Origin of the sequence: Bacteroides sp. OM05-12 (assembly GCF_003438995.1) — a bacterium.
Lineage (GTDB): Bacteria > Bacteroidota > Bacteroidia > Bacteroidales > Bacteroidaceae > Bacteroides.
Genome location: NZ_QSUN01000001.1, coordinates 126,259 through 140,666 on the forward strand (window position 1 = coordinate 126,259; position 14,408 = coordinate 140,666).

General features: G+C 37.3%; 8 protein-coding genes. All 8 read left to right on the top strand.

The genetic code is table 11. The features are described from left to right. Positions 1-194: 194 nt before the first annotated feature. Positions 195-3,866 (top strand): leucine-rich repeat domain-containing protein, encoded by a 3,672-nt coding sequence (locus DXB63_RS00500; RefSeq protein WP_158563600.1) that lies wholly within the window; start codon positions 195-197, stop codon positions 3,864-3,866. Between the two features lie 743 nt (positions 3,867-4,609). Next, on the top strand, positions 4,610-6,520 hold the full coding sequence (locus DXB63_RS00505) for a T9SS type A sorting domain-containing protein (protein WP_122124412.1): 1,911 nt from the start codon (positions 4,610-4,612) through the stop codon (positions 6,518-6,520). Positions 6,521-6,548: 28 nt separating this feature from the next. Further along, positions 6,549-6,701 carry a hypothetical protein gene (locus DXB63_RS17835; protein ID WP_158563601.1) on the top strand — a complete coding sequence of 51 codons (153 nt, stop codon included), beginning with the start codon at positions 6,549-6,551 and terminating at the stop codon, positions 6,699-6,701. Between the two features lie 258 nt (positions 6,702-6,959). After that, complete coding sequence (locus tag DXB63_RS00510; protein ID WP_122124413.1) at positions 6,960-9,941, top strand: hypothetical protein; 2,982 nt, start codon at positions 6,960-6,962, stop codon at positions 9,939-9,941. A 151-nt stretch (positions 9,942-10,092) separates the two neighbouring features. Further along, positions 10,093-10,629 (top strand): TIGR00730 family Rossman fold protein, encoded by a 537-nt coding sequence (locus DXB63_RS00515; protein ID WP_122124414.1) that lies wholly within the window; start codon positions 10,093-10,095, stop codon positions 10,627-10,629. Positions 10,630-10,638: 9 nt separating this feature from the next. Beyond that, complete coding sequence (locus DXB63_RS00520) at positions 10,639-11,241, top strand: SIS domain-containing protein (RefSeq protein WP_122124415.1); 603 nt, start codon at positions 10,639-10,641, stop codon at positions 11,239-11,241. An 8-nt stretch (positions 11,242-11,249) separates the two neighbouring features. Beyond that, positions 11,250-12,170 (top strand): carbohydrate kinase, encoded by a 921-nt coding sequence (locus tag DXB63_RS00525; protein WP_122124416.1) that lies wholly within the window; start codon positions 11,250-11,252, stop codon positions 12,168-12,170. A gap of 51 nt (positions 12,171-12,221) precedes the next feature. Then, positions 12,222-14,093 carry a DEAD/DEAH box helicase gene (locus tag DXB63_RS00530; protein ID WP_122124417.1) on the top strand — a complete coding sequence of 624 codons (1,872 nt, stop codon included), beginning with the start codon at positions 12,222-12,224 and terminating at the stop codon, positions 14,091-14,093. The last annotated feature ends 315 nt before the right edge of the window (positions 14,094-14,408 follow it).

Here is a 14,408-nt window from a genome sequence, read left to right on the forward strand (position 1 = left end):
CAACGCCCATGTTTGGTTTATATACTATTCCATCTTGGAATATTTGTATACATAACCGGACGTGGGTTGCTGTTGTTTATCTTTTGGTTGGGGCATGCGAGAGCCTGATAATTCGGATAAACATAAGTTTCCCACGTCTTTTATTTATTTATAGCCAAATCAGGGAAGCTATAAGCGACAAAATTATTATGTTTATGAAAAAGGTTTTATTTCTTTTATTTGTAATATTCGTTGTTCAGGCGAGAGCGAGTGAAGATCCCCGTTTAACTGTCGGTGATTTACAATATAGAATTGTAAATAATTACGCCATGATTATAAAATACATCGGACAAGGTACTAGCTGTGTCATTCCGGAAACAGTAGAATATGAGAATGTAGAGTATCCGGTTCTAGTACTCGGCGAAAGAGCTTTTTCTAATGCTAGTAATTTAATTTCTATTACTTTGTCCAATAATTTAAGTGAAAATGATAGAGATTTTACTGGTTGCATTAATTTGCAAGAATTCATTGTGAACAATGACAACATACATTATAGTACTATTGATGGTGTCTTATTTTCTAAAGACAAAACTTATCTATCTCTTTACCCATACGGTAGAAAAGGGAAATATATTATTCCGGAAGGAATCTCTGGAATTGCTCGCTATGCTTTCAATGAATGCACAGGATTAACTTCTCTTACATTGCCAAACAGTTTGATTACAGTCAACTATGACTCTTTTTACAATTGTACAAATTTAAAAGAATATTATGTATATGACGATAATCCCCAGTTTAGCACTAATAATGGGGCTTTATTCTCAAAAGATAAAACAATATTATGGCTTTACCCCATTGGTAAAGAGGGTAGTTATAGTATTCCTGAAGAAACGAAAAGTATTAAAGGTAATGCTTTTTACAATTGTACTAATCTAATTTCTGTCGTATTCCCTGAGAATTTGCAAAGTATTGGAGATTATGCTTTTTCATATTGCAATAGTTTAGTCTCTATCACATTACCCAAAAACTTGCGGAGCATTGGATTTGGTGCTTTTGATAATTGTACTAATTTAACGACTGTCATATTACCTGAGAGTTTACAAGAAATAAGAGCCCGCATCTTCTCCAACTGTACTAATATTACTTCTATTACACTTCCAAATAGTTGGACTAGTATACCTTCATATCTTATTGAAGATTGTCTTAATCTGACAGAATATCTGGTAAGAGATAATAATCCGAACTTTTGTTCTATAAACGGTGTATTATTCTCCAAAGATAAAACGGAATTAAAATTATGCCCTTTAGGTAAAAAAGGAAATTACGTTATTCCTGAAGGAACAACAAAAATTGCTTCCGGTGCTTTTTCCAAATGCATAGGTTTAACCTCTATTACATTCCCTAATAGTTTGAAAAGCATTGATGCAAATGCCTTTAATGATTGCATTAACTTAATAGAATATTTAGTCAACGAGGATAATCCGAATTTTTGCTCCATAGAAGGCATATTATTTTCCAAAAACAAAACGGAATTGACACTTTATCCTATAGGTAAAAAAGGAGACTACGTTATTCCTGAAGGAACACTAGCAGTCAATTATGGTGCTTTTTCAAGTTGCACAGGGTTAACTTCTCTTACATTTCCTAATAGTTTGAAAAGCATCCCTACAAATGCCTTTAATGGTTGTGTAAATTTAATGGAAGATTTGGTAAATGAGGATAATCCGAATTATTGTTCCATAGACGGTGTATTATATTCCAAAGATAAAACAAAATTAATCCTTTATCCTACAGGCAAAAAAGGCAATTATATGATTTTAAATGGAACGAAAACAATTGCTACCGGTGCTTTTCAATATTGCATAAACTTGACATCCGTAAGCATTCCAAATAGTTTAACAAAGATTGAAACAGATGCTTTCAACGGTTCTTCATTAAAATACATAAATATACCTGAGACTGTTACTTCAATTGGAGATAATGTTTTTTACAATTGCACATCCCTTAAAGCAATTGTAATTCCTACTTCTGTAGGAAATAATATAGGCAAAAATATATTATCCTATTGTTGGAGTTTACGTTACGTATTCTCCTATGCAGCGTTAGAACGTCATGAAGAAAAAAATAATCCATTCGGAAATATGACTTCATCTGTCATTATATTCTGCCCTGCAAATTACACCTCTAATTATAGATCCATGTATTCCGAAGGAACAATAGCGGATATTGAAAAATGCTTTTGGAACTTCGATACTTCCGCCACTACACAAGGAGCGATTTCTTTTAAACTTAATCCGAACAGTTATTGGAAACAATCTGACAAAATCGCAATAAAAAGAACATATCTATTATCTGAAAATGATACAATAGATGCGGAACAGAATAAAGATACTTATAAATTTAAAGATTTAATGCCTAATCAGGCATATAATGTACAACTCAATTTTGATATCCTTGATTGTAATCTGACCATCTACCCATCATTAAAAACACAGAACATAGGGCTTATATCCAAAGAACTTACTCAAATCAAGTTAATTCTTTCTATCAAAGCAGAAGATATTCCGGTAACCGATAAATATTTATATTATAGAACTAAAGGAAAGAGTGAGTGGAAGAGTACTTCTAACATTTCTTCTAATACCGTCACAGTTGCTGAACTAATTCCGGGTACTACTTACGAATGTTATGCATCAGTTTACGTTAATGGCAAATATTATAATAGTACTACGCTTTTAAATGGGAAAACTGCTTATCAGGAATTTACTACAAAATCCCTAAATCCAAGAATACTTGATCCAATAGTAGGACAAACCATTTTCTCTTGTTCCGGTGACTATGAAGAAGGTGATGCTACAGTAGAAGGATTTGGTTTTACAGGAGATTGGATAAACGGGGAATATTACAATCTAAAAGAATTACGGCTTACCGGACTAAATCCAGATACGAAATATAAAATTGTCTTTAGTGTAAAGACTAAACAAGGAGGAATAACAAAAACGGAATATGCTTTTACTACCAATACAATCACTATCACTTCCCAACCTGCCGATGCAATCTCTAACACATCAGTAACGTTGAATGCAGATTTAGATTGCGATGCCGAAAGCGGTTATGGTTTCGAATGGCGCAAATATGACGCACCGGATATGGTTCCGTCTAATACCGTGCAAGCAGAAAAGATAAAGGATAAAATAGCATTCCGGTTAGTCAATCTTTCGCCATCTACCTATTATAAATACCGACCATTCTACAAATCTGCTTCTGAAAAGATGTATTATGGTGAATGGATTGCTTTCGGTACGGCAGATGTTCCAGTGCTATTCGCTCCCACTGTAGAAACGCTTGACTATAGATTGGATAAGACAAATGAAACGAATGTCATAGTGTACGGATATGTATTGGCGGGTTCAGAAAGCATTCTACAACAAGGTTTTGAGTATTGGATGGCACTTGATACGAATCATAAAGAAGTGCTGAGTAGCGGAACCAATATGGAGGTTGAAATAACCGGATTGTTACCAAATACAACATATAAATATCGTGCCTTTGCAAAAACAGCTTCAGGTACTACTTATGGCGAAGAATCAGAATTTACTACAGGAAAAGCTTCCGGTATAGAAAGCAATAAAACGACTGATTTTCAAGTATCTCTATATCCTAACCCTGCTCTAACAGAAACCGTATTACAAATAAGCGGAGCAGAAACAGGAATAATAAGCTATACTATTTCCGATTTAAACGGACGTCTGTTATTATCTGATAAAAAAGATGCAAACCACGAGAATTGTATACCGATTGATACTCGGAATTTATCAGAAGGGATATACATCATACGTATTATTCATAATGATAACTTTAGAACAATAAAAATGAAGGTAAAATAGCCCTCTCTTTTGAGTTAAGAAGAATCTAATTCAGCATACGGTCGATTGTCTACAAACTCCTATCGTTTGCGAACAATCGACCGTATCTTTGCTTTCAATCGACCTGATGTTTTTTAAAAACATCAAGGTGTTTGTAAAAAACATCGAGGTCATTTTTCGCCTAAGGGAGCGTTGGCTATCACTCAAGGGAGCAACGGATAACGCTCAAGGGAGCGATTGCTTACATCTACTGGAGCGTAAGGCATCACTCCCTTAGGCGTTTTTAGCTTGCTCATTTTACTGATTCGGCTGTTTCAACTTTTACTTTGACTTGCCTTCACCTTATCACTTTTACTTTTATATTATTGATTACTAATTAATTAAAGTGAAGGCACTATTTTTTGAACTGCACCCCAAAAGTTGGACGGTTAATTTTGCTCCTCCTCTTTTTATAGAAGAAGCATCACGTAGACGGAGAAGTTCTTCCATTTCAATTTTCCATCGCTTAACGAACCTTCACTGCAATCTGTTATTTGATAACGACTTACGTTTAAAGCGTGAAGAGGTGAAGATAGTATTAGATTTTTTTCAATAAGTATCTATAATAGGTATTTTTAGTGAATATTGGAACAATTATAGACGAAACCGCACATCAGTTTATGTAAAAACCCTGTCATTTGCATATCAATTATGAGAACATCACAAACAAATGTTAACTAATCAATTATTAATCTAATATTCAATTCTAAAAATTAAAAACTACAATGAAAAAGAATCACTATCTATTGATTGTTATGCTCTTTTTGAGTATTTCACACGTTTGGGCATGGGATGGAGACACAGATCTTACAATCAAGGATGCCACAGAATTCAAAGCATTTATAGAGGCAAGTACAAATAATAACTTCGCAGGGAAAACAATAGTACTTACTAATAACATTGATTTCGCTAATGAAACAATAACTCCAATTCGTGAATTCCACGGAATATTTGATGGAAAAGGATATACTATTTCAAACTTTTCAATCAATGACCAAAAAGTAAATACAGGAACGGCTCTTTTCGCATATATAAATTTTGCTTCTGCTAAAATATTAAATTTAAATATTAATAATGTAAATATAACCAATACTTTACAAGTTGTAGCTGTATTAATCGGTAATATGACCTCCGGTTCTATTGAAAATTGTTCTGTATCAAATTCCACTGTTACCGGAAATCAAGGAAAATGTGCTATTTTAATAGGAAAGACATGGAATTGTACAGCAATCAGAAATTGTTATATATATAATTGTAAAACAAAAACAGCAGATAATAATCAAACCTCAATCGGAATATTGGTGGGGGAACTTGGAGGAGCAGCAAAATGCACAGATATAAAAAATTGTATTGCTATAAACTCTACTATAGACAATGGTAAAGACAATTCAAGAGGATTCATTTGTGGAGCTATAGCAAAAAATTATAATATAAGCATAACAAATTGTTACGCAGATGGTAATGAACCTTTATTTGCTACATCAATCATTCCTGATAATAATTTTAAAGTTGATACTTATTCTGGAATCAAAAATACTTCTTTCTTCGCCAATCCGGAATCCGCATGGATACTAAACACTACCAACGGTACAGTAGCCAACTCCAAAGTATGGTCTCACAACGGCACTAATCCTATCTTCGCCGATGCAACAAACGGTGCGATAGTTAAAGCCGGAGCTATTGACGGAGAAACCCAAACGTACGCTAAAGGAAACGAAGTACTGGCTACCGATTTCAAGTATATTACTTTCGATGCAAACAACAGTGAAATAACAGATTATTCTACTCTAACGATTACCCCGACAAATCCGAATGCTCTTATCTATTTGCCAACAGGTGCAACACTTGACAAAAATAATGTTGTTATTGGAAACGGCTGCGCTAATTTAGTATTAACAGACGGTCACGATTTTGTTTGTCCTACAAGCTTTACTGCTACCAAAGCCACTTATACTAGAAATTGCTATATAGATGGAGGATGGGAAACAATCGTACTGCCTTTCAACGTAACGGATATTAAATCCGGCGGAACAAGCGTGAAAGGTGACTACACAGTAGAAGGATACACAAATACTTCCGGTACAACAGTCAAATTTACTGAACTAACCAATATAACTGATTGGAAAGCCGATAATGCTTATATCCTAAAGCATAATTCGGTAGAAACAGGAACTCAAGAATGCACTTTCGAAGGTGCAGGAACTATTGCAGCCACTCCGGCAGATGCAGATTTCACAGGTACTTATACATTAATATCCAATGACCTTGCAGCAGGCAATTATGCATTGAATGCAGCCGGAACAGAATTTGGACCACTTGCTGCCTCTACTGAAACAGCTGTAATCCCTGCTTTCCGCGCTTACCTGAAAAAAGGTAATGGTCCGAACCCTGCCAAATACAGCGTAGAACATGATAACGGAGCTACCGGCATTAATAATGCACAACAAGCATCGACAATTATCTATGCAGACGGCGAATCGATCATTATTAATAGCGAAAAGGCTCAAACTATCAACGTATACAGCATTGACGGACGTAAAGCATACAATACGATTGCCGAAGAAGGTACTACAACAATCAATGGTCTGCCTAAAGGTATCTATATCGTAAACAACCAAAAAGTCATCTTAAAATAAAGTGTTAATCTTAAATTCAAACAGAATAATGAAAACTAAAGAAATATATAGCAAGCCTCAAATTGAAATCGTTAAAATAGAAATGGAAAGTGTAATAGCCTGTTCTCTCGAAGTGAGCGAAACAGAGGTTACCGGACCTGCACGTTCTAAAAGAAGTTTCTGGGGTGATGATGAAGAATAAAACTAACTAACCCAAACATTATTGTTCAATTTCTAAGAAGGAGATCAGGAAAAAACGACCGTTTATCTTGATCTCCTTTTTAAATTTAGGAGAGTCTTATTCTGTTCTTTAGTAAAATTTAATGCCAATTGCATCATTTAGCTAATAACAGACATTATTTAGTCAATAACGAACATCCTTTCCATCCTTTATCTATTCCTTTGCAATGCCCTTTAGAGGCAAACCGAGTTAACATTTTAATAATCTAATTTTATACAAATGAAAAAGAGAAGCTACTTTCTGACAGCATTCTTGCTTTTCGCAGGAATATTCAACACTTGGGCTTATGACGGCGACGGATCAGCTGCAACCCCTTATCAAATTAAAACAGTCGAAGACTTAAAAACATTAGCTACAGAGGTTAATGAAGGAAATGCTTATTCCGGAAAGTTCTTTGAATTGACAACAGATCTTGATCTGGAGGAGGCAGAATGGACACGTATTGGAAATGACAAAAAACTATTTTCCGGAACTTTTGATGGTAAAGGTCATTCTATCAGCAATTTTAAAATCAGTGAAAGTAGTACTGCCACAGATGGAACTCAGAACGGAGTAGGGCTTTTCGGCGGACTTGGAGGTCCTTTGAAAAACCTAATCATAAAAGGGGCAAACGTAACAAACAAGCAACAGAATGTCGCTGTCTTGGCAGGAACAATAACCGCAGATGCAAAAATCGAAAATTGCGTCGTGATGAACTCAACGCTGACGATGGACGGGGGTTCAGGACGTTTTGGTTTTATTATCGGTAAGAATTGGAACAACAAAATTATAGTAAACTGTTTTGTCGTTAATTCTACTTTAACAATAAAAGAAGGAATCCAAGCAACAGGTGCAGGTCTGTTTATAGGAGCTGCAGCAGGCGGACAAGGCACTACTTTTACAAATTGCTACACATCCGGTTGTACCATTAATGCGCCCAACGCAACGGAATCTCAAAAAGCTACTACCGGTGTCTTTATGGGAATGCACAACAATGATGCCCATCCCGTAACATTTGACAATTGTTTTGCACAGAATATCGACGGTTTCTCGTTTGTAGGAAAATACATTATTGATAAACAAACTTACAAAAAAGCAGGAGTGGCAGTAACCATAGCCAAATTAGAAGACTTAAATGATCAGTTTTATCTGAATGCGACGACATTTACAGACGGTACAGTAGTAGGATACCTTAATGCCTACAAACAGAATGAAGTTACATGGAAACAGGGTGCAAAATTCCCTATCTTCTCAACAATGAAAGACCCGGAGGTAGCACAACCGAACGGTTCGGAAACTGATCCTTATCTAATCACTTCTGTAGATGATTTAAAACAATTGGCTACCGAAGTAAACGGAGGAGAAAACTATGCAGGAAAATTCTTTGAATTAACAACCGACCTTGATTTAAATAATGAAGAATGGACTTCTATTGGTAATGATGCAAAAACATTCCAAGGAGTTTTTGATGGAAAAGGACATATCATCAGTAATTTCAAAATAACAGAAAGTAGTAATGCGACAGACGGCACTCAACATGGTAGAGGATTATTCGGAGGTATAGAAAAAGCAACGATAAAAAATTTAGGCGTTACGAATGCACAAGTTACTAATAACCAACAAAATATTGGTGTTTTAGTTGGAGTAATGAAAGGTGACTGGAGTGTAAAAGCTTCTGTTGAAAATTGTTATGTCATTAACTCCACACTTGAAATGGATGGAGGTAGCGGACAATATGGAATCCTTATAGGGAGAACATGGAATGGAGCGGCAACAAACTGTTATGTTGCTAACTCTACACTTTCCATAAAAGATGGAATTGATGCAACCATGGCAGGAATTTTTATAGGAGCTACAGCTGGAGGTGCAGGAACAATATTTAAGAATTGCTTTACTACAAAATGTACCATTACAGCTGAAAACTCCAAAATAGCAACAACCGGAGCTTTTTGTGGTATTCAAGCCAATACAGCCCACAAAGTTACTTTTGAAGATTGCTATGCACAAAAGATAGAAGGATTCTCTTTTATCGGCGCTATCAATAGTAACCAAGAATATAAAAAAGGTACTGAAACATTAGCTATTGCCGAATTATCAGATTTAAATGGCAAACTTTATCTGGATGCAACGGCATTTACAAAAGGAGAAGTGGCATGGGCACTGAATCAGAACAAGCAAAATGGAGTAGCATGGTCACAAGGTGAAAATTACCCGATTGTTACAGATGCGGAAAATGCTCCAGTTTACAAGGCTAATATGGCTATTCATAATGGCGAACAAATAGAAAGCATTACTTACACCAAAGGAAATGAACCATTGGATGCTATTACAATCAACGATAATGCTGCAACAGCTATTGTTATAACTGAAGGTGGTGATTTGGCTGCTGAAACAATAAATGCTTTAATCACTAAATACAGTAATGCCAACACACTTAAATACATGCCGGAAGGAAGTGCTGTAACAGGAAAGAACGTAATTAAAAACGGTCAAGGTGAACTTGAAATATCAGACAATCTTCCATTCTTCTGCCCGATAGCCTTCACCGCAACAGCAGCGACTTACAAACGTACATTTAATGCCGGATGGAGTACTGTTTATCTACCTTTTGCAAGTGTTAAACCGGAGGGCTCGAAACTTGAAATTATTGAAAGTTGCGACGGAACCGACGCTAAGTTTAAGAATGCAGATGCCATAGCCGCAAACACTCCGTACAATATTAATATTGAAACTGCAGGAGAAAAGACATTTACTATAGGAGAAAACAAAGTAATACCGGCAAGCACTGATGTCAACGACCAAACAGTGAACGGATACACCGTCAAAGGTTGTTTCACCCCGACAATGCCTACAGCAGAGAAGACATACATCATGTCGACGGAAGGTGAGAAGGAAGTATTTAACGCAGTGGAAGAAGATACCGAATTGACTCCGTTCCGTGCATATCTTGAAGGTCCGGCAAATGCGGCCGCAAAGATAAATGTTATCCATTATCAACAAACTCCGGATAACATAACTGAACAAAATACAATCGACGGATTGACAGTAATCTCTGCCGAAGGTGCAATTAAAGTTATTGCCGGAAAAGCACAAACTGCAAAATTATTCGGCATTGACGGCAGACTGGTTAAAGTTATCGAGTTGACCGAAGGAGAAAATACAATTACCGGTATTACCGGAGGTATTTACATCCTGAACAATGAAAAAGTAATCGTGAAATAGGTTATTATTAAGTTAGAGAAGTGAGAAGTCATCCTGCCCGGGACTAAGTTCCTAAGGCTTGGATGGCTTCTTTTTGCAATAAAAAAGCGTGTTTGTTATTGTATTTTATAAAAAATGCAGATATTTGCACCTTGTAACGTGAACATTTGATATGGAAAAGATTGGAATATTCTGTTCGGCTTCTGATTCTATTGACAAAATGTATTTTGAAAAAACAATTGAATTAGGAGAATGGTTAGGGAAACAAGGTAAGACTTTAATTTACGGAGGTGCAAATCTGGGACTGATGGATTGCATAGCCCGGACAGTTAAAGCCTATGGCGGAACAGTAGTCGGCGTCGTTCCTTCCAAATTGGAAGAAAACGGGAAAGTAAGTCCGCTACTTGATAAAATATACCGAACCAAAAACCTCAGTGACCGGAAAGATATTATGGTGGAAGAATCTGACGTTATGGTTGCACTACCCGGAGGTATCGGCACATTGGATGAAGTGTTTCATGTAATGGCAGCCTCATCTATCGGTTACCATAGTAAGAAAATTATCTTTTATAATATCAACGGATTCTACAATGACTTGTTGGCAATCCTCCATTCCATGAATAAGACACATTTTTCACGGCATCCTATGGAACATTATTTTGATGTAGCAAACACTTTTGATGAACTAACATTCCTCTTAAATAAATAGCCTAAAACGATGATGGAATCAATAAAAGAGCTTTTGCAGAAAGAAGCTGCAGCCGTACTGAACATACCTGTCGGCAATGAATATGAAAAAGCGATCAATATGATTGTAGAACAAGTACACAATAAAGGAGGTAAGCTTGTCACGACAGGCATGGGCAAGGCCGGACAAATAGCAATGAACATTGCCACTACCTTTTGTTCTACCGGAATACCTTCCGTATTTCTTCATCCAAGTGAAGCGCAACATGGTGACTTAGGTATTTTTCAAGAGAATGATTTGTTACTGCTCATCTCTAATTCCGGCAAGACAAGAGAAATCATAGAATTAACGCAGCTCTCAAGAGTGCTAAATCCGAATCTCAAATTTATCGTCATCACCGGCAATCAGGATAGCCCGCTTGCAAAAGAATCGGATGTATGTCTTTGTACCGGCAATCCAAAAGAAGTCTGTGCATTAGGGATGACCCCGACAACATCCACCACGGTCATGACCGTCATCGGAGATATTTTAGTGGTGGAAACAATGAAAAGAACCGGTTTTACCATTATGGACTACTCCAAACGTCATCATGGAGGCTATCTTGGAGAGAAATCGAGAACACTTTGTAAATAGCTATCATTATGCGTAAAGTAATCGGCATAGGAGAAACGATACTGGATATTTTGTTTAAGGACGAGCAACCTACGGCTGCTGTTCCCGGTGGTTCTGTTTTCAATGGAATCATTTCTTTAGGAAGAATGGGCGTAAATGTTTGCTTTATCAGCGAAACAGGCAATGACAAAGTAGGCAATATCATTAAAAACTTCATGGAAGAAAGCCATGTAAGTACGGAGTACATCAGCGTTTTTCCCGATGGCAAATCCCCTGTGTCTTTAGCTTTCCTAAATAATAAGAGCGATGCCGAATATATTTTCTATAAAGATTATCCCAAACAACGGCTGGATGTTACATTTCCTCCTATTGCGGAAGACGATATAGTTATATTCGGTTCTTATTTCGCCCTTAACCCTGTATTACGCAATAAAGTAGTGGAATTTCTTGACTATGCGCGCGAACGAAAGGCGATTATCTACTATGATCCTAATTTTCGGGATACTCATAAAGATGAAGCATTAAAACTCACTCCCATCATCATTGAGAATCTGGAATATGCCGATATCGTACGTGGCTCGGATCAGGATTTTGCCAATATGTATAATGGATTAACGGATGTAGACCAAATCTATAAGAACAAGATTCAATTCTACTGTCCCAACTTTCTTTGTACAAACGGAGCGGGAAACATAAGCCTGCGTACCAATAGTATTTCAAAAGAATATGAAGTAAAGCAACTGGATGCCGTTAGCACAGTAGGTGCAGGTGATAACTTCAATGCCGGGGTTATTTACGGACTACTGAAACGAGATATCCGTTATAGAGATTTGAACAATATCCGCGAACAAGATTGGGATGAAATTATCGGATATGGGAAAGATTTCTCTGCCAATGTATGCATGAGCCTTTACAATTCCGTCTCAAAAGAATTCGCCACATCTTACTGATATTCCATACTTTCTGCGTATCTTTGCCGACAAATAGATATTTGAAAGTTAATGAAGACATTTAAAGAGTTAGGCGTTTCCCCGGAAATACTTAAAGCAATTGAAGAAATGGGATATGAGAATCCCATGCCGGTACAAGAAGAAGTAATTCCATATTTATTAGGAAACGGTAACGATGTAGTGGCACTCGCCCAAACTGGTACAGGTAAAACAGCCGCATTCGGGCTACCAATTATACAAGGAGTTAATGTAAAAGAACGCGTGCCACAGGCACTTATCCTCTGTCCTACCCGCGAACTTTGTTTGCAGATAGCAGGTGACCTTAACGATTATTCCAAATACATAGACGGATTGAAAGTTCTCCCGGTTTACGGAGGTTCTTCCATCGAAAGCCAAATAAGAAGCCTCAAAAACGGTGTACATATTATTGTCGCTACACCGGGACGCTTGTTGGATTTGATGGAGCGCAAGACCGTAAAATTGGCAACAGTCAGCAATGTAATCATGGATGAGGCTGATGAAATGCTCAATATGGGCTTTACAGACAGCATAAACGCCATTCTTGCTGAAGTGCCGCAAGACAGAAATACATTGATGTTCTCCGCAACTATGTCACCCGAAATCTCCCGCATATCCAAAAAATATTTGAAGGATGCGAAGGAGATCGTAATCGGGACAAAAAATGAAGGAACAAAGAACGTGAAACATATCTACTATATGGTTCACGCAAAAGATAAATATCTCGCTCTTAAACGCATCGCCGACTATTATCCGCAAATATATGGTATCATATTTTGCCGTACCCGTAAAGAAACACAGGAAATAGCAGATAAGTTGATACAAGACGGCTATAACGCAGACTCCCTTCACGGAGAACTGTCACAGGCACAACGTGATTTGGTTATGCAGAAATTCCGTCAACGTCATTTGCAATTATTGGTTGCAACGGATGTAGCTGCCAGAGGGTTGGATGTGGACGATCTTACCCACGTTATCAATTACGGATTGCCCGATGATACGGAAAGTTATACACATCGTAGCGGTAGAACAGGACGTGCCGGTAAAACCGGAACATCCATTTCCATTATCAATATGCGCGAGAAAGGCAAAATGCGTGAGATAGAACGTATTATCGGCAAGCAATTCATTGTTGGTGAGATGCCTACGGGAAAGCAAATCTGTGAGAAACAGTTGATAAAGGTGATCGATGATATTGAAAAGGTAAAAGTAAACGAAGAAGAGATAGCCGATTTCCTTCCGGGAATCTATCGCAAACTGGAATGGCTTACTAAAGAAGATGTCATCAAGCGCATGGTTTCTTTGGAATTTAATCGCTTCCTTGAATATTACCGGAATGCGAAAGAAATAGAAACTCCTACAGACAGCCGGGGCGAAAGAAACAGCAGAGAACGCAAAGAACGCGGAAGTGACCGTGAAAAGACAGGACGCAAAGCAGAACCGGGATTTACCCGTCTGTTCCTTAACCTTGGTAAAACAGATGGTTTTTATGCCAACCAAATCATTGAATTGATTAACCGTAACATGAAGAAACAACATCCGCGCATCGGACGTATAGACCTCATGCAGAATTTTTCATTCTTTGAAGTTGCCGAAGGACAAGCAGCAGATGTTATCAGCTCTCTTAATAAGGTGGATTTAAACGGAAGAAAAGTTTCCGTAGAAATAGCCGGAGAAGAAAGCGGAAGAAACGGCAGAGCAGGCAAAGGTGGTAAAAAAGGATATAAAAAGGAATCAAACATTTCTTACTCTAAAAACAAACCGCCTAAAAACAAGCCTAGCCGAGAGGAACGCGGATATGCAGCCAGAGGTCCGAAGAAAAAAGATGATTGGCAACAACTCATGAAAGGTGAGGAACCTGACTTCAGTGAAGAGGGATGGGCAAGACGTAAAAAGAAAAAATAACTATACTTTAACAGCTCCCCGGATAGTTATCGGGGAGTGGTTTTCAACATACGGTCGATTGAATACAAACGTGCGGTCCTTTGTTTACAAACTCCTATCGTTTGCAAACAATCGACCGTATGTTTGTTTTCAAACGTCCCGATGTTTTTTTCAATCAACCTGATGTTTTTAAAAAACATCAAGGTGTTTATAAGTGAAAAACAGTATAAAAAACGAATTATCCCCAAATAACCTTCAATCTTTCAGTTTACGAATTTAAGTTTGACTATCAGCCTGTTATCCTGAACTTTCTTTAAGAAAAAGGTTCAGCGATAA

Coding starts and splice junctions, on each gene's coding strand:
- DXB63_RS00500 (WP_158563600.1), top strand. CDS start 195: ATGAAAAAGGTTTTATTTCTTTTATTTGTAATATTCGTTGTTCAGGCG.
- DXB63_RS00505 (WP_122124412.1), top strand. CDS start 4,610: ATGAAAAAGAATCACTATCTATTGATTGTTATGCTCTTTTTGAGTATT.
- DXB63_RS17835 (WP_158563601.1), top strand. CDS start 6,549: ATGAAAACTAAAGAAATATATAGCAAGCCTCAAATTGAAATCGTTAAA.
- DXB63_RS00510 (WP_122124413.1), top strand. CDS start 6,960: ATGAAAAAGAGAAGCTACTTTCTGACAGCATTCTTGCTTTTCGCAGGA.
- DXB63_RS00515 (WP_122124414.1), top strand. CDS start 10,093: ATGGAAAAGATTGGAATATTCTGTTCGGCTTCTGATTCTATTGACAAA.
- DXB63_RS00520 (WP_122124415.1), top strand. CDS start 10,639: ATGATGGAATCAATAAAAGAGCTTTTGCAGAAAGAAGCTGCAGCCGTA.
- DXB63_RS00525 (WP_122124416.1), top strand. CDS start 11,250: ATGCGTAAAGTAATCGGCATAGGAGAAACGATACTGGATATTTTGTTT.
- DXB63_RS00530 (WP_122124417.1), top strand. CDS start 12,222: ATGAAGACATTTAAAGAGTTAGGCGTTTCCCCGGAAATACTTAAAGCA.